Raw genomic sequence first — 18,983 nt, 5'->3', positions numbered from 1 at the left:
TATGAAGCATATCAATCAGGAAAACGTCAAGAAAAAGATGACGTCCAGACTATCAATCAATGGAATATTTAAATGGGTATTCCTGGCCGCCACGTCTTTTGGCCTCATCGTATTGGCGGTACTTCTATATCGGCTACTCACTCAAGGAACTGGTTATTTAGATCTGGAATTCCTTCAAAATATGGGGTCCAGATTTCCAGAGAAAGCAGGGATCTATGCTGCATTAATCGGATCTCTATGGTTGATGGCAGTCATTGTACCCGTTTCATTGATCCTCGCTGTGGGGACAGCGGTGTATCTTGAAGAATACGCGAAGCAAAACCGGATCAATAAATTCATCAAAATCAATATTTCAAATTTGGCAGGAGTACCTTCCGTTGTATTCGGTCTCCTCGGATTAACCATTTTTGCACGTGCATTTGCCCTGGGGCACAGCGTGCTTGCTGCAGGTTTGACAATGAGTCTTTTGATCTTGCCGGTCATCATTGTTGCGGCACAGGAAGCAATCCGTTCTGTACCGAAGGAATTGCGTGACGCGTCATATGGGATGGGTGCGACTAAATGGCAGACGATATTGCGGGTTGTATTACCGGCAGCGATCCCTGGGATATTGACAGGAAGCATCCTGGCATTCTCACGTGCGATTGGAGAAACGGCTCCACTCGTTGTCATCGGGGTTCCAACCATATTACTCTTTACACCAGGCTCTCTCATGGACACCTTCACGGCTCTACCAATGCAGATTTATGACTGGACGAAGAGACCGCAGGAAGAATTCCATCATGTAGCAGCTTCGGGGATCATTGTATTGATGGTATTGCTGTTATTCATGAATTCAGTTGCAGTGTTCATTCGGAATAAGTTTCAAAATAGATACTAGGATTCACGGGTTTTAAATGGATGAAGGAGGCTTTCAATTATGCAGACGACAATCACAAAAAAAGATAACACGGTTGAAAATATGGGGACGAAAGAAGCGGTTTATCAAACGAAACAATTGAATTTATGGTACGGGACAAACCACGCATTGAAGAATATCGATCTTGATATTATGGAAAATGAAGTGACAGCCATCATCGGCCCTTCAGGCTGCGGTAAATCAACGTATATCAAGACGTTGAACCGTATGATTGAATTGATTCCAAGCGTCAAGACTTCAGGGGATATCATCTATCGGGACCGTAATATCTTCGATAGTAAATATCGTGTAGAAGAACTTCGCACCAAGGTCGGGATGGTCTTCCAAAAGCCAAATCCATTCCCGAAATCAATCTACGATAATATCGCCTACGGCCCTCGTATCCACGGAATCAAAAACAAGAAAATCCTTGATGAGATTGTGGAAAAGAGCTTGAGGGGTGCAGCCATCTGGGATGAGGTGAAAGATCGCCTGAACCAGAATGCATATGGACTGTCCGGTGGTCAGCAACAGCGTATCTGTATCGCTAGATGTCTCGCGATCGAGCCTGACGTAATCTTAATGGATGAGCCGACATCTGCACTTGATCCAATTTCAACTCTGAAGGTTGAGGAACTTGTGCAAGAGTTGAAAAAAGACTACAGCATCATCATCGTCACTCATAACATGCAACAGGCTGCCCGGATTTCTGACCGTACAGCATTCTTCCTGAACGGGGAAGTCATAGAGTTTGATAAAACGGATAAGATTTTCTCCACTCCATCAGATAAACGTACAGAAGATTATATTTCTGGGCGTTTCGGATAATTTCTATCAGAAGGAGGATAATGCAGCCGCGACGGCTAATTTATCCTCATATGTACATGAATATGAACAGTATGTGGGAAGGGGTAAGACAATGTCAGTCAGAGGACAATTTGATGCAAATTTAAAAGAGCTGCAAACAAAGTTGATGGATCTCGGTCATATCGCAAATGATGCACTCAAGAGAAGTATTATCGCACTAGAGGAGAAAGACGTTGATACGGCACTTGCCATCATTGAGGGCGATCAAAAGGCCGACGAACTTGAAGAGGAAATCAACGATTTGGCTATCCTGACCATCGCCAAGCAGCAGCCGGTCGCAACCGATTTGAGAAGGATCATCGTTGCGATAAAAATCGCATCAGATCTTGAGAGAATTGCAGATTTTGCAGTGAATGTTGCAAAATCAACGATTCGTATCGGGAATGAGCCGCTTATCAAACCGATTCATCATATTAAAGAAATGCATGCGATCACGTCTGAAATGATCCAGCTTACATTGGAATCATTTGTAGAAGAGGACGCAGCGAAAGCCAAGAGAATTGCCGATATGGATGACAAAGTGGATGACCTATATGGAGAGACGATCGTAGAACTTCTGACGCTTAATAAAGAAAAACCGGAATTCACCGCTCAGATCACCCAGCTTTCATTCATATGCCGTTACCTTGAAAGAGCTGCCGATCATTCAACGAACATAGCTGAAGGTGTATTCTACCTTGTAAAAGGCCGTCGCTACGACCTGAATGAATAGAATGTAAGAAGAAAAGCTGTCCATCACGGACAGCTTTTTTTGCATCTTTATGGGATCAATAAGAGTAACCCGGTCACATTTTTGAAATGAGCTGCTGGACCTCTGACTTTGAAAGGGCAGACTGTTTCGCAATCTGATCGATTGAAATACCTTGCTGGTGAAGAGCCAGCACTTGATTCTTTACAACCTCATGTATCGGGTTCCTGACTGACGTTCTTTTCTTCACAGGAGCATCCCCATCCATCATCAGCTCTTCTTCAAGAACACGGAGCCTTTTCTTTAACTGATAGTTTTCCTGCAGGACATTCATTGACAACTCTTCGATTTCCTTCTCGATCTCACGATACCGGTCTTTTTGGAAAAAAGAAATGAGGAGTAACAGGATAGAGAAACTTACTAATCCAATGAATAGTAATTCCACTCAATCACCTCTTGCTGTATTATTCTCCTTTAGTTATAGCACAGATAGACATGTATCTCTATAAGATTGGAGGATAAATCTGCAGCAAAAACAAGTTTTTTGTCGAATGTTACAGTTCCGTAATTTAAGAAAATTGTCGGGTTGGATATGTAACCGCTTTAATTTGATTTTTCATTCATCGTTCGGAAAAAAAATGCATGATAAACGCTGTTAAAACGAGGGTTGGCAAGATACGACAAAATGTGTTCATTGTAGGTTCCATGATGGGGTGGTACGATTAATTTAAGATGAATTGTCATAATTTTTAGATGAAATGCATATAAACTTTGGTTACGTTATGGGAGGTATTGTGTTGATTGAAGACATCATTAAGTTAAAAGAACAGGGAGTGTCGTTCAGGAAGATTGCCAAGGAGCTGGGTACGACTGTAGGGAAAGTTCAATATCAATGGGTGAAATACCATAAAGCACTTGGAAGTGGATTGGTTACCGCTGAGATAGAAGTCAAGGAGCCGCAAGTATCGAAAAAGCGTATCGGGCGGGCTTCGTTCGGGAGGAAGATGGCTGATCGTAAGGATGGCAGCCGCCGTGTTTCAGGAGTATCAGTAACGTTCTCGACGCCTTCAAGAATTTACTGCTATTGGGATATTCCCGCTGGATGGGTCCGCCATATACAGAATCATTTCAATATGAATACTGACCCTCAGCCATACGTCCTGCGTTTGTACGATATTACTTCCATAGCCTTTAATGGACACAATCATCACGCTTATACAGATACATACGTGCCCCATACAGAGACGGAGTGGTTCGTAAATGGACTCAAGGAAAACAGGAGCTACTGCATGGAGGTGGGACTGCGTCTGCCTGCCGGTGATTTCATCGCCATCAGCCGTTCAAATGTCATCCACACGCCAAGAACGTCTCATCATCAGGAATGGCATAGCATGAAAGAATTAACTGAATTTGAGCAAGGATTCATTCAAGAACCGAAGTGGGTGGAGCATGTGAGTACCTACTCGTACTATGTCATGAATCGGGAGGGGAAAGCATGATGGAATCAGGTTCAACGATGATGATTCATCCACAATTTAACGAATTGGCATTTTCACAAGTAACCGGGCGTGAGGATCAGCTCTCTGCATTACTGATTGAATGCGGGGAATTGATCGACTTCCTTGAACAAAATGAGGGGAATCCCATTCCTGTCGTCGTGAATCCCAGGCTCTTTAGCTTGTTCATGGATAAGGGATTCAAGGAAAGCGCCCAAAAGAATCTTCAAGCCAACCTCCTTCAAGCAGATCCTTGTGAGAAGAGCAAGTGGCAGTTAATCTACTCTCATTGGACCGCGAATGGAATGAACCTCGTACAAGCCTTTAAAAAGCTCGTAGCAGACGGGAAAGCGGTCCTCATCCCAACCACGGTAAATGCATTTCCACTGACTCATTACCGTACGCCACGAGCCATAGAGTCACAGATTAGATTGAGTATATTACTATATAGACATCATCTCCAAATGACACCGAAAACCTTCTGGCTGCCTCAGGCGGCGTATGTCCCAGGAATCGACTTATATCTCACTCAGCAAGGAATTCAATACAGTTTCATTTCTACATTTTCTTATGAACATAGTGAAAAAGAGCACGATGCACCCATCATACGGTCACCAAGGGGCTTGAAGCTATTGCCAGTGGCACAAGAGAGCAACGGTTCCTCCGTCCTGACGATTACCATGATAAGCGCCGGGGCAGATTATGCAGGGTTAACCAGGCCTATGGCAGAGAACCCCTTCCGTTCACTGGAAGAATGGCAGGATTTGACCTCTTCACTTTCACGAGTGGGCTTTGGATATCTTGGTATGGAGAAGCAGACGACGATTTTGTCCGATGAAGCAATCAGGAATATACGAAAAGTCCATCAGATGGAAGAAGAACTCGACCAGTTGATTTCATCGTCTGATCAGACTGATTTGACTCATCAGCTGGTGAGGGAATGGATGACCTCCATGGACGGGGTGAACGGAGTCGACGGTATATCCACCGTGCATTACGACCGGTTACGTCAACAATTGATGGACGGGAAGGGCGATGAACATTTCCTTCTCCACAGAAAAGGGATCAATGCCATCCCGTCTGATGAGATCCTGGCCGCGCTGTTCGCTGGAGATGCGGAAGAAGTGGAGGAAAGAGCAAACGGAGAGGCAGTTCTCATCCTTTCATGGGAATATCCACCGAATATTGTGGGGGGATTATCAAGGCATGTGTATGATTTAGCCAATAATCTTGTGAAAAAGGGCAAGCATGTTCATGTTTTGACAACCAAGGCGAATGATGCACTTTCCCTCGAGGTGATGGAAGGGGTCACGGTTCACCGGGTCCACCCGCTTCATCCATATGAAGAAGATTTCTTTAAATGGGTATTTGATCTCAATCAGGCATTCATTCACTACGCAAGTGATTTAATCAGGGAGGAGCGGATCTCCCATCTCCATGCCCATGATTGGATCGTATCGACATCTGCCATGAAACTGAAGGAGTATTTTTCACTTCCTTTGATTACTACGATCCATGCAACGGAACATGGACGGAACCAGGGGATCTATACAGAACTCCAACACAAGATTCACCGTGAAGAACAGCTTCTTGTGAAAGCATCGGACCATCTTATCGTATGCAGTGAGCATATGAAAGATGAAATCAAAAGCCTGTTTACAATCGAAGCACCCATTGCCGTGATCCCAAATGGGGTCGAGCTTGAAAAGCTGGATCAGTCTTCTCCATATGAGATGAAAAAGACATCAACACCATATTTCTTTTCAATTGGAAGGATGGTACATGAAAAAGGGTTTGATACGATCATCCGGGTAGCGGCCCGTTTGAAGGATGAAGGGGTAGACACCTCTTTTGTAATTGCCGGAAAGGGTCCGATGCTTGAACACTATCGTCAAATGGTAGCGGAAAGAAACCTGATGGATATGGTGTCCTTCGTCGGATACATCTCCGACAGGGAGCGGAATGATTACTTGAAGAATTGCCTGGCGGTCATCTTCCCGAGTCTTTATGAACCATTCGGGATTGTCGCTTTAGAGGCGATGGCTTTCCGTAAAGGCGTCGTCGCGTCCAACACGGGAGGGCTAAAGAGCATCGTCAAACATGACAGCACAGGCTTATTATTTGAACCGAACCAGGATCACAGCCTTTACGCTCAAGTCGTTTCCTTGATTGAGGATCCAACAAAATCTGAAAAACTTGGTGAACATGGATTCAAATTGGCTCAATCCATGTTCAGCTGGGACCGTATTGCAGACCAAACCATCCATGTTTACGAAGATGTCATCCTTCAATTCAAAGTGGAAGGTCTTAAAAGATGAAGGCGGTCATATTGGCAGGTGGAGAAGGCAGGCGGTTAAGGCCATATACGATGTCCATTGCAAAGCCGATGGTCCCGATTATGAATAAGCCGATTCTGGAATATAGCATCAACCTCCTTAAAGCATATGGGATTAAGGATATTCTGATCACGACATGTTATAGAAGTGAAACCATCAAAGAATACTTTGAAAACGGCGAAGCGTTCAATGTGAATATCACCTACCTTGAAGAAAAATCCCCACTCGGAACTGCGGGGGGGCTTTTTCTGGCCCGTCACCGATTCCGTGAACCTTTTCTTGTGCTGAGTGGTGACGCGTTTACGAATCTTCCTATTGACAGAGTCATTGAATTTCACTATGAGAAAAAGGCAGTGATGACAGTCGTATCAAAGGATGTGGCTTCTCCGAAAGAATACGGGGTATGTCACACCAATCGGAACCGTAAGCTGGTTGACTTCATCGAGAAGCCCGAGGAGTGGGAAGGGAATGAAGTGAATACAGGGGTTTATATGCTGGATCCGATCCTCCTTGAACGCTATTCAAATAAAGGCATCAGGGATTTTGGTCAGGATTTCATCCCCCAGCTTTTAAATAATGATGAAGAGGTATACGTGTATAAGACGAGCGCTTACTGGCGGGATATAGGTAATCCTGAAGAATACAAGGGAGCCAGGGAAGACCTGATGAAGGGGCAATTTTCCCATCCTTCTTTTAAAAAAAGCTTCACTGAATCCAAAGAATCCTTCCAGCCCTTTGTCACGAGACTTCAAGTCGCCTGTCCAAACGGAAAAAAGCCAATGGTCCTGGCGAAATTACTCGAAACAGTTCCATCTTCCACAAGCAAAAAGGAAGTGATTTTTCAACATAGAGATGGAGGAAGTACGAGAATCATCAGTGACCCGAATCGAGGCTTCATTATTTATTCCATGGCCCAAAGAAGGAATCTTGCGCTGGAACTCGCAAGGTATTATGGAAAGAAAATAAAAATCTGGCAAAAGGTGTAGAGGCAAATGAAGGAGATTCAAAATTGTAAATTCCATATCCAAGGAATCGCCTGGAGCAAGAATAATAAGTATACCCCGCTTTCGTCAGACAATGTACCCCAGTTAACAGGTATAAAAGTTGAAATCACTGAACACGTCGAAGGCTGGGGAGAAGCTTTCACTTTTGAGATGGAGAATATCACGAAAGAAACAAAGGAACTGAAGGTTTTTTTCCTGATTGAATGGCTCGGCTGTAAAGAGGATGGGGTAGGGATCCTGTCTTTATCAAAGGATACATTTTGGAATTATTGCAGAAAGCGTATTGCCATTACAAATATTGTCTCTTGCGCCCAAGGGGTCAAAAAGTCCATATACCCGTTAAATCTAAAAGGACTCCACCTTTGGAAAAAATCTCTTTCAAATGGCAGCCTTTACTACTATCCCATTACGAATGGACCCAATATGATGGTTTATATGCTGGACTTTTCCTTTAAGCCTTTTGAAGTGAAAAAGGGCAAAGTCTATGCAATTGAAGGGGCTTTGGAAGAAGAGGTTTCAAATTTAAGCGATAGAATTAAAAACGGACTAGCATTTCCCCGAGAAAAGTGATATTATATAAAAGTCGTATGAATAGTAGATGATGTATATGTTTGGAGGGAAATTATAATGCGTGTAAACATTACTTTAGCTTGCACAGAAACTGGTGAGCGTAATTATATTACTACTAAGAACAAGCGTAATAACCCAGACCGCCTTGAGCTAAAAAAATATTGCCCGAAATTAAAGCGTGTGACTCTTCACCGCGAAACGAAATAAGCAGCCGGATTTTATCCGCTGCTTTTTTTTGTTTTTTTTCATATCCTATAAACATTCTATTTCAGTTTCTAATCCATTAAAATAGTAAGTGAGGATGGTGGATGTGATGTCGAAAAAAGAGCTAAGAAAAGCTCAGCTCCAAAAGTTAAATACATTGAATAAAGTTATCTATCAGCAGAAATGCTTTGAAATAGAACAGCGTCTGTTTCATTCAGAAGAATGGAAAGCGAGTGACACAATCGGGGTGACAGTTTCAAAGAGCCCTGAGATTAATACATGGAATATCATTAAGAGGGGCTGGGAAGAAGGAAAAAGGATTGCGGTTCCAAAATGTATTCCCCTAAATCGCCAATTGGTGTTCTATGAGCTGAAAGATTTCCGTGAATTGGAACGATCCTATTTTGATTTATACGAGCCTTCTCCGGATCACACGAGTCCGGTTCAACTTGACTCAATCCAGCTCATGATCGTGCCCGGCTTATCGTTCACAAGGAGAGGGTACCGCCTCGGGTTTGGCGGGGGGTACTATGACCGGCTCCTGTCTGACTATAGGGGGCTGACTTTGTCTCTTGCCTTTGAAGAGCAGATGGTCGAATCGCTCCCGGTTGAAGCGTTCGATATGCCTGTGAAAACAATACTGACCGAAAAGGAACGAATGGATGATGGGCATTGATCAGCTATATCTCCTGATTTTTATTTCTGCCGTAGCATGGGGAGGTTGGAGAACCGCCCATCTGCGTTTGTCAGGTGCATGGATGGCCGTCGTCGTCGGTGTCATCATCGGATATGCATACGGTGTCTACGGCTTGATCGTATTAGGGGTCTTTTTTCTTTCTTCAAGTTTGTGGTCGCGCCTCTTTCAGTTCTCAAAGATTGGAATCGATGACCGGCTAGCGAAGACGGCCAGCAGGGATTGGCAGCAGGTGTTGGCAAACGGGGGGCCTGCCGCTTTGTTTGCCCTTTTCTTTACTGTAACGGGAGAGGACGTGTGGACATATGCATTTGTCGCTGCCATAGCAGGGGCAAACGCAGATACATGGGCTTCAGAAATTGGTCCCCTCAGCAGAAAGCTCCCACTTTCCCTCAGGACGTTCAAAAGGGTGCCAAAAGGGACATCAGGCGCCGTTTCTGTTATCGGTACATGCGCGGCCCTGTTGGGTGCAGCATTCATCTCGATTACCGCCGCCCTTATGCTGGATGGGATGACATTCCGTCTGTTTTTGTGGATCACGCTGGCAGGTTTCCTCGGTAACCTGATGGATACGTTCCTCGGGGCGACCGTACAATTGGCATACAGATGTAAGGTGTGCGGGATGCAGACTGAAGCCACCAGACATTGTGAACGGCAAACGATCAGGACGAAAGGCTATGGAATGAATAATGAAGTTGTCAATGCCCTTTCAAGCATGTTCGCAGGTGTGATCATGCTGTGTGTGTATTGGTGAATAGACATTTGTATTTTTATATGAATGTTTTGGATAATGAGGCGGTGTTTGATCCAAACTAGCGGTAGGAGGGATCAATATGAACGGATGGACAAAATGGATTGTTTTGGGCGGATTGGTTCTTTTCCTCATTCCGAACCGCTATCGATTATTGAATGTAGTCCTGGGTAACTTCATGATCCGCAAGTTTGCCGTGAAAGCAGCGATGGGAATACCTGCCCTTCGCTCGAAGTTCATTCAAGGTGCTTTTAGGGGTTAATGTCCAAAAGGCTGTAAGGGGTGTGGAACACTTCCCTTACAGCCTTTTTATTTTACAGTGTGAGAAGGGGTCCGGTATAGTAAGGAATAACGAAGATAGATTCATACGAATCAATGGAAAGCATAAAGTAAGACTGTAATAGGTGTGCGCATCATGTAAGCGGCGCCACCCGAGACAACAGCCCGAATAGAAAGTAGTGGATTCTGTGGACTTACGATATCATTATTTATTTTGGAAGGTGGCCCATCATTTAATAGAATATAAACAATATCGCATTCTTACGCTCTCAGAGGACCATCATGAGATATGGCTGGAGAATATAGGGGAGAAAGAGGGGGACGTCGTACGGATCGTTCGAAGAGACCTGGACTGGGGGAACTGGGTTAAACGTGATTTGGAACATACGGCCATGAACGGGGAAAAAATCCGGAAATCATTGAGGAAAAGGCAGCTGAAGGTGAAGAGCATTTATATTTCAACCTATCCGCCTGTGGATGGCGGTTCTGAACTTTTCCAAGACACTGTCTTGAGACAAAAGACGACCGTCCAGCCTCTCCTGCTTCATGGTAATGAGCCGGGTGAACCGTTGAAAAGCGATCCGCTATTTTCACAAGGAGAATGGGATCTCCCTTCGGATGTGCTTGAAGCCAATATTGAGTGGATGAAAAATATGTCCATGACGGCATCACAAAAGCAGGTTCAAAAGGAAAGACAGCTGTTTGAAAGAGGAAAGCCTTTCTTTACATATTTCTTCATTGCCGTCCAATTGATCATGTTTTTCGTCCTTGAACTGAATGGGGGCAGCAAAGATCCGCAAACCCTCATAAAGTTCGGTGCCAAATACAACCCCTTGATGCTTGAGGGTGAATGGTGGCGGCTTGTGACTCCGATATTTCTCCATATCGGGTTCCTGCATTTGCTCATGAATACATTTGCTTTATATTATCTCGGAAGTGCAGTGGAGAAAATGTTCGGGCGTCTCCGATTCGTTCTCGTGTATCTCTTCTCAGGTATAACAGGTTCCCTTGCAAGCTTCCTGTTTACATCCAGCCTGTCCGCCGGTGCAAGCGGAGCGATCTTTGGCTGCTTTGGTGCACTCTTATATTTTGGCGTGTTGTATCCTAAAATATTTTTCAGGACGATGGGTACGAATATCATTGCCGTCATTTTATTAAACCTTGTTCTCGGCTTTTCGATACCCGGAATCGATAATGCAGGCCATATCGGTGGATTGATCGGAGGTTTCCTGGGAGCGGGTATCGTAAGCCTTCCTAAAGCTTTCCGCCCATTCCGCCAGTTGATGTTCCTGACGGGGACGATCCTTCTTATCGGAGGGGTGTTCTGGAATGGAATTGGAGCAGGTTCCCTCTCATGGGATATCGACACTGTGAACGGCGTTGCGCAGGAAAAGATCTCCAACGAACAATGGAAGGATGCGGAAGAACTGCTGACCCCTGTCGTAAAGGATGGTTCACCGAATGCCTATACGTATTTCTATCTCTCCTTTGCCGAAATTAAGCAGGAGAAGCTGACAGCTGCCGAGGAGCATTTAAGACTAGCGATCAAGGAAGATGAGGATTTTCATGAAGCCCATTACAATCTTGCGCTCATTCTCCTCGATGGCGGGCAAATGGAGGAAGCATTCATCCACGCAAAAAAAGCCTATGAATTACATAGGCAGGATGAAAAATATGAGAGGCTGTATCAGCAGCTGGAAGAGCGTTAAAGGGAAATCTGCTGCCTGAGCAGGGACGCTTCACTGTTTTGGTCGATGAGCAGCACGAGGACTTCTGACCGGTCTTTTTTTACCATGATGAGGGGGATGGCACTGTCTATTGAATCAATAGAGGAGCCGTCCTCTTTTTTGATTCCCAGATAATAGTTTTTATAAAGACCTTCCCACAGGTTACCGATCACTCGGTCCCACTCTTCTTGCGTGAAGCCTGAAACAGGCTGTTCTTCAAGGGCAGGAAGACGGGTCAAAGGGAAGGTGACGTATTCTTCAAGCAGTATCTTATAAGAGGTGACTGCCTTCTCCCATAAATAATCAAGCTGTTGGGCTGTCACTTTGTCCAGTATGTTCTTCCACTCCCTTTCAGCCTGGGTTGCAGGCTCTCGGAAAGCATTTAACGGACTGAAGTTGGAGTCTATCACATATAATGTGTCTTCGGTCATTTTTTGCGCACTTGTAAAGTCTGTATCTGAATCATGAATTTCCGAGTAATGGAAGGAGACGGCTTGAAGCAGGCTGCTTTCTTTGCCTTTAATGGCCGATTCCTCCACAATTTGATCTGTATCCTGCTCCCACTCATTCATCAGACCCTTCAATCGCCCATTCATATATATAAAGCCGACATCCTGACGCAAATATGCAGGTGTATCGAGTTTGGAAGATATTTTCCAATTCGTTTCGTAGTGATCGTTTTTCTTCTCCGGCTCAAGCATGAGGATGGTGGAGGCGTTCTCGTAGAGGACATGTTGATTGATAGGGAAGAATATGATGCTTTCCCTGCTCTCGGGTTTATAGATGAATTGAATCCCGAGGGCGAGTACACACATGATCACGAGAAAAGGCATCGCGCCTTTTAATCTTTGTTTCATTGGGTTCACTCCAGTGGTTTGTCCATTTTGTACATAATATGAGAATACCGGTATGAATATGATTGGATGTATGATTTCAAACATCGTTGTCAAGGATGGTAAGGATGGAAAATCATGTAAAGGTACTGGAGTGAAGGCTGATGTCAAATGAAAAGAAAAAGCCTGTCTCTACTCAGATTGAAGCAAACACCAATTATTTAAGAGATACCCTCGCAGTTGATAAAAGCTTTGATGTCATACAATTGGACCTTGTGTATGCTGAGAGAAAAATGGCGATGTTTTTAGTGGATGGCTTTGTGAAAGATGATATCATGCACTATCTTATGGAATTCTTAGCGGGCCTCAGTCCCGAACAGTTAGATGAAGATACGCTTGAAAAGCTGTTGAAAACGTATATTCCGTACATAGAGATTGAGCAGGTGGACGACCTCAATCAGGTGATCGATCTCGTGCTGGCAGGTCCGACTGCCCTTGTGGTAGATGGCATAGATAAAGTCATCATAATCGATGCACGTACTTATCCGGTCAGAGGACCTCAGGAGCCCGATATCGAGAGGGTCGTGCGGGGATCCAGGGATGGATATGTGGAAACAATTGTTTTCAATACTGCCCTTACGAGAAGAAGGGTACGTGATCCGTCTCTCCGGATGGAATATATGCAGATAGGGAGAAGGTCGAAGACGGACATTGTCGTCAGTTATATCGAGGATATCGCTGATCCGACCCTGGTACATAAAATCAAAGATGCCCTCTCCAAAATTGACACAGACGGACTGCCGATGGGGGAAAAGACGCTGGAGGAGTTCATTGCGGGCAGGCATTGGAATCCGTATCCACTCGTCAGGTATACCGAAAGGCCTGACACGGCTGCTGCTCATTTATATGAAGGACATGTCCTGATCATGGTGGACGGCTCACCGAGCGTGCTCATCACGCCGACGACCTTCTGGCATCACCTTCAGCATGCCGAGGAATACAGGAATAAACCATCGGTTGGTGCATACCTGCGCTTTGTCAGATTCATAGCGGTATGGTCTTCAATATTCCTTTTACCCCTTTATTATTTGTTCGCGATTCACCCGGAGCTTCTGCCGGAGGCGCTTGCCTATGTGGGACCTAATGACGTGGGGGAGGTGCCCCTGTTCCTTCAATTCCTCATCATTGAAGTGGGAATCGATATCCTGAGGATGGCGGCCATCCATACCCCTTCTTCCCTTGCAACGGCACTCGGTCTCGTGGCTGCCCTGATGATCGGGCAGGTAGCGGTGGAAGTCGGTCTCTTCATTAATGAAGTCATTCTTTATTTGGCAATAGCGGCGATCGGGACATTTTCCACCCCAAGCTACGAGATGAGCCTTGCCAACCGGCTCGTACGAATCTTTTTGCTCGTATGTACAGCTTTGTTTGGCGTGTACGGCTTCGTCGTCGGGGTTTTATTATGGCTTATCATGCTATCAAGGATGAATTCATTTGATATCCCGTACATGTGGCCGTTTATTCCGTTCAATTTCCGGGCATTCCGGGATGTATTTTTACGATCCCCGATGCCTCTTAAGAACAGGCGCCCCCGGTTTTTACATCCGAAAGACCCCGACAGATAACGTGGTGCAAGCTTAGGTTGGGGTGAATGAAATCCGAATGATGATCCGATTTTCTCCAGAGAAGGTCTGATCATCATTCGGATTTTTTTGCATGGAGCCATGAAAGGTGTCGATAGTGAAATCCGTGCTTTGGTGGATAAAGCGTTTGCCCCTTGTTTTTATTGAGAAGAAAAGGGTTTTCACTTATACTTTAATAGGAAGAATAGAAAGCAGGTGTATGGCATGAAAACGATTTATGATATCCAACAATTGCTGAAAAGTTATGGAACGATTATATATGTTGGGCATCGTCTTTCCGACCTGCAACTGATGGAAGGCGAATTAAAAGAACTTTATCAATCTCAACTGATCGATACACGTGATTTTCAAACAGCTTTGTTATTGTTGCGTCATGAGATTCAAATCGAAAAAGAAAAACAGGACAGGTGATGAATAGGATGGATAAATGGTTGGTTGGAGTAGATTTGGGAGGAACGACTACCAAAATTGCGTTCTTAAGCAAATACGGTGAACTTTTACATAAATGGGAAATCCCCACAGACACATCTGACAATGGTAAGAACATCATTGTTGATATTGCAAAAGCGATTGATAAAAAACTGGAAGAATTGGATTTAACAAAAGAAAAACTGGCCGGTATCGGCATGGGTGCCCCTGGTCCTGTCGACATGGCAAAGGGAATCATTTACGAAGCGGTCAACTTAGGCTGGGATAAAAATACGCCGTTGAAGGATCTGCTTGAGATGGAAACCGGCTTGTATGCAGTGATCGATAATGATGCGAACTGTGCAGCTTTAGGTGAAATGTGGAAAGGTGCCGGGGATGGTGCGAAGGATCTTGTATGTGTAACCCTTGGTACAGGAGTCGGCGGCGGCGTAATCACCAATGGTGAAGTTGTGCACGGTGTGAAGGGTGCAGGTGGTGAAATCGGTCATATCACAGTCGTACCTGAAGGCGGTTTTCAGTGTAATTGTGGAAAGACCGGCTGTTTGGAAACCGTGGCTTCAGCAACAGGTGTCGTCCGCCTCGCAAATCAAAAGCTTGATGCAACCACTGATGCTTCCGTACTTCGTGACATGAGGGAAGGACAGGGAATGATCAGTGCGAAGGATATTTTTGATGCGGGCCGTGAAGAAGATGCCCTTGCCCTTGAGGTCATTGATCAACTTGCGTTTTACCTCGGTTTATCTCTTGCAAACCTTGGAAACGGCTTGAATCCAGAGAAAATCGTCATCGGCGGCGGGGTTTCGAAGGCCGGGGACATATTGCTTGATCCGGTTAAAAAATACTTTGAGAAGTTTTCTTTCCCTACAGTACGCACATCGACCAATCTCGGCATCGCCACCCTCGGTAATGATGCAGGTGTGATCGGGGCAGCCTGGCTCGTAAAGAATAAGATCTAAGTGAAGGGAAAGACCGGCTAACATTTTTAAAGAAAAATCCGAACGATCATTCGATTTCCTTTGTGAAGATCCGAATGCGTTCGGATTTTTTTATTTTAAAGATAGGAAAAAATTAATTGAAGCAATAATTGGTTAAAAATACCTAACGACTATGGGACTGTTTTTGAAAAAAACGTGTTTTTTGAAACTTTATCGTGTTTCATTCGTCTAATAGTATGGGTAAGTGAATAGAGCTTAACTTATCATGATACAAGAAAAAGATGAAAATCGGTTTGACTGTTTGTAAAAAAAGGATTAAGATAGGGCAAGGTTATTTCTATATTTTTCCTTATTTTCAGATTAAATTTTAAAGTGTTACATACGCATGAATCGTTTGTAGCAAGGAGGTTGATTCAATGAAAGAAAGAAAAATGATAAAGCTGCCGCTGATCATCATCGCTGCACTTTTGATGTGGATGAAAACATACATTGTCTATAAAACTAGTTTTGATATAAAAATAGAAAACACACTGCAGGAACTTATTCTATTCATCAATCCACTTAGTTTCTTATTATTCATCTTCGGGATTGGCTTACTGCTCAAAAGAGATAAGTCCCGGACGAGATTCATCATCACAACAAGCATTATCCTCTCCGGCATCCTATATGGAAACGTTGTGTTTTACCGTTTCTTCGATGATTTTCTGACACTGCCGGTATTATTTCAGACGAGCAATTTTTCCGACTTAGGCACCAGTGCAAGTGCCATCATGAGCTGGAAGGATTTATTCTACTTCACAGATGTGCTCATTTTGATTGCAATCGTAAAAATCAAACCGTCATGGTTTTCTGCTCAAAATTATACGAGAGTCAATCGCCGGGCCTATTTTCTCGTTGCAACCGCACTCGTCTTCTTCAACCTCGGGTTGGCAGAGTCTGAGCGGCCCCAGTTATTGACAAGAACATTCGATCGTGAAATGCTTGTCAAAAATTTAGGGACGTACAATTATCACGTGTATGACCTTTTCCTGCAATCAAAGTCATCCGCCCAGAGAGCGATGGCAGATGGAAGTGAATTGGCGGACATCGATAACTATGTCAGAGCGAGCTATCTCGAGCCGAATGAGGATATGTTCGGTATAGCGAAAGACAAAAATGTCATCATTGTTTCCCTTGAGTCCCTCCAGAACTTTGTGATCAACAGTGAAATGAATGGCCAGGAAATCACACCCTTCCTGAATGATTTTATCGGAGAAAGCTATTACTTCGATCAGTTCTACCACCAGACACAGCAAGGGAAGACATCGGATTCTGAATTTATCCTCGACAACTCACTGTATCCTTTGAATCGCGGAGCAGTATTCTTTACCCATTCAGGAAATGAGTTTGAATCCATGACTGAAAAGCTCCATGATAACGGCTATTACACGACGGCCATGCATGCGAACAATAAAAGCTTCTGGAACAGGGACATCATGTATGATTCGTTAGGCTATGAGCGCTTCTATTCATTGCCCGATTATGATGTGACCGAAGAAAATTCCGTAAACTGGGGCATGAAGGATATCCCCTTCTTCGATCAGTCGGTCGAACATATGAAAGCTATGCCTCAACCTTTCAGCACGAAAATGATTACATTGACCAATCACTATCCGTTTACGCTTGACGAAGAGGATAAGTACATCGATCCCTTTACGTCAGATGACGGTACTGTGAATCGATATTTCCAAACAGTCCGTTATATGGATGAAGCTGTAAAGAATTTCATCGCAGACTTGAAGGAGTCAGGTTTGTATGACAACTCGATTATCGTTATGTACGGAGATCACTATGGTATTTCTGAAAATCACAATAAAGCGATGAGTAAATATCTGGGTAAAGAAATTACCCCGTTTGTAAGCACACAGTTGCAGCAGGTGCCAATGATCATTCATATTCCCGGACAAGAAGGGAAGACTATTTCCAAGATTTCGGGACAGGTAGATTTGAAACCGACCATCATGCATCTGCTTGGTATCGACACGAAGAAAGACATTCAATTCGGTTCGGATATCTTCTCTGATGATCACGAAGATCTTGCAATACTCCGTGACGGGCGCTTCATTACTAAAGATTATGTGTATGCAGGAGAAGCGTGCTGGAGTAAGGAAACAGAGGAAGAAACGGATATGAAGTACTGTGAGCCATATAAAGAACGGGCTACTCAGGAGCTTGAATACTCTGATCGTATCATTTACGGCGATCTGCTCCGCTTTTATGGCCAAACTGAATTAAAGCAATGAAAAAAACTTGCGAAGTGATTCGCAAGTTTTTTTGTCATGAAATAATGAACCCCTCATACATGTAAGTAAGGGCATATGAATGGGGAGGTTCCATCATGAAAGTCAAAGTTCGAAGAGGAGATTCCTTCTGGTATTACAGCCAATTATTTTATATTCCGGTACGACTGATCGTCGATTCAAATCCATCCATTGAGGCAGAGCGGTTGAAGATTGGGACGGAAGTCAAGATTCCCGGATTTAGAAGTGAGGAATATACAATCAGGGAGGGGGATTCCTTTTGGACGCTGGCACAGCAGCGGAATATTCTCGTCGACGCACTGCTGTTGTTGAACGAGTGGGTCAATCCAACCGACCTTCAAATCGGTTCTAAGGTTTTGTTGCCGGCAAGAGTGGTGTCACCGCTTATCAAAGGGAAACAAGCCTTTGATCCGAAAACATTGGAACATGCCATGCAACAATTAAGAGAGGTATACCCCTTCATTAAATCAAGGACAATCGGGGAAAGTGTATTCGGGAACGAAATCGTGGAATGGCGGATTGGCAACGGGAAGAGAAAAGTTCATTTTAATGGTTCTTTTCATGCGAATGAATGGATCACTACGTCCATTTTAATGAAATTCATAAATGATTACGTGCTTGCGTTAACGAATGGTTCCTTGATGAGGGGGATCGAGGCGATGCCGGTTTATGAGAGTGTTATGATTTCCTTCGTTCCGATGGTGAACCCCGACGGAGTAGACCTCGTGCTGAACGGTCCGCCGGCGGATCAGAGGAAGGAACTGATTGAAATTAACAAAGGAAGTGCGGATTTTACCGGGTGGAAAGCGAATGGCAGAGGAGTAGATCTAAATAATCAATACCCTGCCAAATGGGAGCTCGAGAAAGAAAGAAAAGAAGAGAAAGCACCCGCTCCAAGGGATTTCCCAGGATATAAGCCACTATCAGAACCAGAAGCCGTTGCGATGGCGGAACTCGCCGAAAAGGAGAAATTCGACCGGGTACTCGCGATTCACACCCAGGGAAAGGAATTTTATTGGGGGTATGAAGGAATGGAACCACCTGAATCAGCTAAGCTTGCAGCAGACTTTACGAGAGTGAGTGGATATGAATCTATCCGGTACATTGACAGCTATGCCGGCTATAAGGATTGGTTTGTTCAAGAATTTAAAAAAGCGGGCTTCACCATTGAACTCGGAAAAGGTATCAATCCCCTCCCCTTATCACAATTCAATGAAATCTACCAGGATGTGCTGGGCATCTTTCTCGTAGCGGTATATAAATGGTATTAAGGTTTTCAACACCTGCCGGAAAGTACGTAACGATACTTTTCGGCAGGTTTATTTGAGC

General features: G+C 44.3%; 19 protein-coding genes. 17 read left to right on the top strand and 2 right to left on the bottom strand.

Annotation, left to right across the window (positions count from 1 at the left end):
* Nucleotide 1: 1 nt before the first annotated feature.
* From pstA to phoU, 3 genes are all read left to right on the top strand, one after another.
* Nucleotides 2-880 carry a phosphate ABC transporter permease PstA gene (gene pstA / locus KH172YL63_RS14895; protein WP_173106845.1) on the top strand — a complete coding sequence of 293 codons (879 nt, stop codon included), beginning with the start codon at nt 2-4 and terminating at the stop codon, nt 878-880.
* A 39-nt stretch (nt 881-919) separates the two neighbouring features.
* Nucleotides 920-1,726 (top strand): phosphate ABC transporter ATP-binding protein PstB, encoded by an 807-nt coding sequence (gene pstB / locus KH172YL63_RS14890; protein ID WP_173106844.1) that lies wholly within the window; start codon nt 920-922, stop codon nt 1,724-1,726.
* A gap of 91 nt (nt 1,727-1,817) precedes the next feature.
* The gene (phoU, locus tag KH172YL63_RS14885; protein WP_173106843.1) at nt 1,818-2,477 is read left to right on the top strand and encodes a phosphate signaling complex protein PhoU; all 660 of its coding nucleotides are present in this window, start codon (nt 1,818-1,820) and stop codon (nt 2,475-2,477) included.
* Nucleotides 2,478-2,550: 73 nt separating this feature from the next.
* Here phoU and KH172YL63_RS14880 read toward each other — a convergent pair whose 3' ends face one another.
* Nucleotides 2,551-2,898: a helix-turn-helix domain-containing protein gene (locus KH172YL63_RS14880; protein ID WP_173106842.1), complete on the bottom strand. Its 348-nt coding sequence runs from the start codon at nt 2,896-2,898 to the stop codon at nt 2,551-2,553.
* A 352-nt stretch (nt 2,899-3,250) separates the two neighbouring features.
* Here KH172YL63_RS14880 and KH172YL63_RS14875 point away from each other — a divergent pair, with 352 nt between their 5' ends.
* From KH172YL63_RS14875 to KH172YL63_RS14835, 9 genes are all read left to right on the top strand, one after another.
* On the top strand, nt 3,251-3,952 hold the full coding sequence (locus KH172YL63_RS14875) for a DUF4912 domain-containing protein (protein ID WP_173106841.1): 702 nt from the start codon (nt 3,251-3,253) through the stop codon (nt 3,950-3,952).
* Nucleotides 3,949-6,267 carry a glycosyltransferase gene (locus KH172YL63_RS14870; protein WP_173106840.1) on the top strand — a complete coding sequence of 773 codons (2,319 nt, stop codon included), beginning with the start codon at nt 3,949-3,951 and terminating at the stop codon, nt 6,265-6,267. The genes KH172YL63_RS14875 and KH172YL63_RS14870 overlap by 4 nt, the downstream gene beginning before the upstream one ends.
* Complete coding sequence (locus KH172YL63_RS14865; RefSeq protein ID WP_173106839.1) at nt 6,264-7,271, top strand: nucleotidyltransferase family protein; 1,008 nt, start codon at nt 6,264-6,266, stop codon at nt 7,269-7,271. The genes KH172YL63_RS14870 and KH172YL63_RS14865 overlap by 4 nt, the downstream gene beginning before the upstream one ends.
* A 6-nt stretch (nt 7,272-7,277) precedes the next feature.
* Nucleotides 7,278-7,859, top strand: a complete 582-nt coding sequence (locus KH172YL63_RS14860) for a hypothetical protein (RefSeq protein ID WP_173106838.1) — start codon at nt 7,278-7,280, stop codon at nt 7,857-7,859.
* A 57-nt stretch (nt 7,860-7,916) separates the two neighbouring features.
* Nucleotides 7,917-8,066, top strand: a complete 150-nt coding sequence (gene rpmG, locus KH172YL63_RS14855; RefSeq protein WP_064091498.1) for a 50S ribosomal protein L33 — start codon at nt 7,917-7,919, stop codon at nt 8,064-8,066.
* A 106-nt stretch (nt 8,067-8,172) separates the two neighbouring features.
* Nucleotides 8,173-8,739 (top strand): 5-formyltetrahydrofolate cyclo-ligase, encoded by a 567-nt coding sequence (locus KH172YL63_RS14850; RefSeq protein WP_173106837.1) that lies wholly within the window; start codon nt 8,173-8,175, stop codon nt 8,737-8,739.
* Nucleotides 8,729-9,511 carry a DUF92 domain-containing protein gene (locus KH172YL63_RS14845; RefSeq protein ID WP_173106836.1) on the top strand — a complete coding sequence of 261 codons (783 nt, stop codon included), beginning with the start codon at nt 8,729-8,731 and terminating at the stop codon, nt 9,509-9,511. The genes KH172YL63_RS14850 and KH172YL63_RS14845 overlap by 11 nt, the downstream gene beginning before the upstream one ends.
* Before the next feature lie 79 nt (nt 9,512-9,590).
* On the top strand, nt 9,591-9,770 hold the full coding sequence (locus tag KH172YL63_RS14840; RefSeq protein WP_173106835.1) for a hypothetical protein: 180 nt from the start codon (nt 9,591-9,593) through the stop codon (nt 9,768-9,770).
* Nucleotides 9,771-9,975: 205 nt separating this feature from the next.
* Nucleotides 9,976-11,496, top strand: a complete 1,521-nt coding sequence (locus tag KH172YL63_RS14835; RefSeq protein WP_173106834.1) for a rhomboid family intramembrane serine protease — start codon at nt 9,976-9,978, stop codon at nt 11,494-11,496.
* Here KH172YL63_RS14835 and KH172YL63_RS14830 read toward each other — a convergent pair.
* Nucleotides 11,493-12,371: a hypothetical protein gene (locus tag KH172YL63_RS14830; RefSeq protein WP_173106833.1), complete on the bottom strand. Its 879-nt coding sequence runs from the start codon at nt 12,369-12,371 to the stop codon at nt 11,493-11,495. The two genes, KH172YL63_RS14835 and KH172YL63_RS14830, sit on opposite strands and share 4 nt — an antisense overlap.
* A gap of 140 nt (nt 12,372-12,511) precedes the next feature.
* Here KH172YL63_RS14830 and KH172YL63_RS14825 point away from each other — a divergent pair, with 140 nt between their 5' ends.
* From KH172YL63_RS14825 to KH172YL63_RS14805, 5 genes are all read left to right on the top strand, one after another.
* Nucleotides 12,512-13,972, top strand: coding sequence for a spore germination protein (locus KH172YL63_RS14825; RefSeq protein WP_173106832.1), 1,461 nt, complete (start codon nt 12,512-12,514; stop codon nt 13,970-13,972).
* 222 nt (nt 13,973-14,194) lie between these two features.
* Nucleotides 14,195-14,401: a YqgQ family protein gene (locus tag KH172YL63_RS14820; RefSeq protein ID WP_173106831.1), complete on the top strand. Its 207-nt coding sequence runs from the start codon at nt 14,195-14,197 to the stop codon at nt 14,399-14,401.
* 8 nt (nt 14,402-14,409) lie between these two features.
* A complete protein-coding gene (locus tag KH172YL63_RS14815; protein WP_173106830.1) occupies nt 14,410-15,375 on the top strand; it encodes an ROK family glucokinase in 966 nt (321 codons plus the stop codon).
* A gap of 395 nt (nt 15,376-15,770) precedes the next feature.
* Nucleotides 15,771-17,636 (top strand): LTA synthase family protein, encoded by a 1,866-nt coding sequence (locus KH172YL63_RS14810; RefSeq protein WP_173106829.1) that lies wholly within the window; start codon nt 15,771-15,773, stop codon nt 17,634-17,636.
* A gap of 95 nt (nt 17,637-17,731) precedes the next feature.
* Nucleotides 17,732-18,925, top strand: a complete 1,194-nt coding sequence (locus KH172YL63_RS14805) for a M14 family metallopeptidase (RefSeq protein ID WP_173106828.1) — start codon at nt 17,732-17,734, stop codon at nt 18,923-18,925.
* Nucleotides 18,926-18,983: the final 58 nt, after the last annotated feature.

Source organism: Bacillus sp. KH172YL63, assembly GCF_011398925.1.
Classification (GTDB): Bacteria; Bacillota; Bacilli; order Bacillales; family Bacillaceae_B; genus Rossellomorea.
The sequence above is the reverse complement of the archived record's forward strand: the minus strand, read 5'-3'. Positions and strand labels throughout refer to the sequence as shown.

Coding starts and splice junctions, on each gene's coding strand:
- KH172YL63_RS14810 (WP_173106829.1), top strand. CDS start 15,771: ATGAAAGAAAGAAAAATGATAAAGCTGCCGCTGATCATCATCGCTGCA.
- phoU (WP_173106843.1), top strand. CDS start 1,818: ATGTCAGTCAGAGGACAATTTGATGCAAATTTAAAAGAGCTGCAAACA.
- KH172YL63_RS14845 (WP_173106836.1), top strand. CDS start 8,729: ATGGGCATTGATCAGCTATATCTCCTGATTTTTATTTCTGCCGTAGCA.
- KH172YL63_RS14815 (WP_173106830.1), top strand. CDS start 14,410: ATGGATAAATGGTTGGTTGGAGTAGATTTGGGAGGAACGACTACCAAA.
- pstA (WP_173106845.1), top strand. CDS start 2: ATGAAGCATATCAATCAGGAAAACGTCAAGAAAAAGATGACGTCCAGA.
- KH172YL63_RS14850 (WP_173106837.1), top strand. CDS start 8,173: ATGTCGAAAAAAGAGCTAAGAAAAGCTCAGCTCCAAAAGTTAAATACA.
- KH172YL63_RS14820 (WP_173106831.1), top strand. CDS start 14,195: ATGAAAACGATTTATGATATCCAACAATTGCTGAAAAGTTATGGAACG.
- KH172YL63_RS14830 (WP_173106833.1), bottom strand. CDS start 12,371: ATGAAACAAAGATTAAAAGGCGCGATGCCTTTTCTCGTGATCATGTGT.
- rpmG (WP_064091498.1), top strand. CDS start 7,917: ATGCGTGTAAACATTACTTTAGCTTGCACAGAAACTGGTGAGCGTAAT.
- KH172YL63_RS14860 (WP_173106838.1), top strand. CDS start 7,278: ATGAAGGAGATTCAAAATTGTAAATTCCATATCCAAGGAATCGCCTGG.
- KH172YL63_RS14865 (WP_173106839.1), top strand. CDS start 6,264: ATGAAGGCGGTCATATTGGCAGGTGGAGAAGGCAGGCGGTTAAGGCCA.
- pstB (WP_173106844.1), top strand. CDS start 920: ATGCAGACGACAATCACAAAAAAAGATAACACGGTTGAAAATATGGGG.
- KH172YL63_RS14825 (WP_173106832.1), top strand. CDS start 12,512: ATGTCAAATGAAAAGAAAAAGCCTGTCTCTACTCAGATTGAAGCAAAC.
- KH172YL63_RS14805 (WP_173106828.1), top strand. CDS start 17,732: ATGAAAGTCAAAGTTCGAAGAGGAGATTCCTTCTGGTATTACAGCCAA.
- KH172YL63_RS14870 (WP_173106840.1), top strand. CDS start 3,949: ATGATGGAATCAGGTTCAACGATGATGATTCATCCACAATTTAACGAA.
- KH172YL63_RS14840 (WP_173106835.1), top strand. CDS start 9,591: ATGAACGGATGGACAAAATGGATTGTTTTGGGCGGATTGGTTCTTTTC.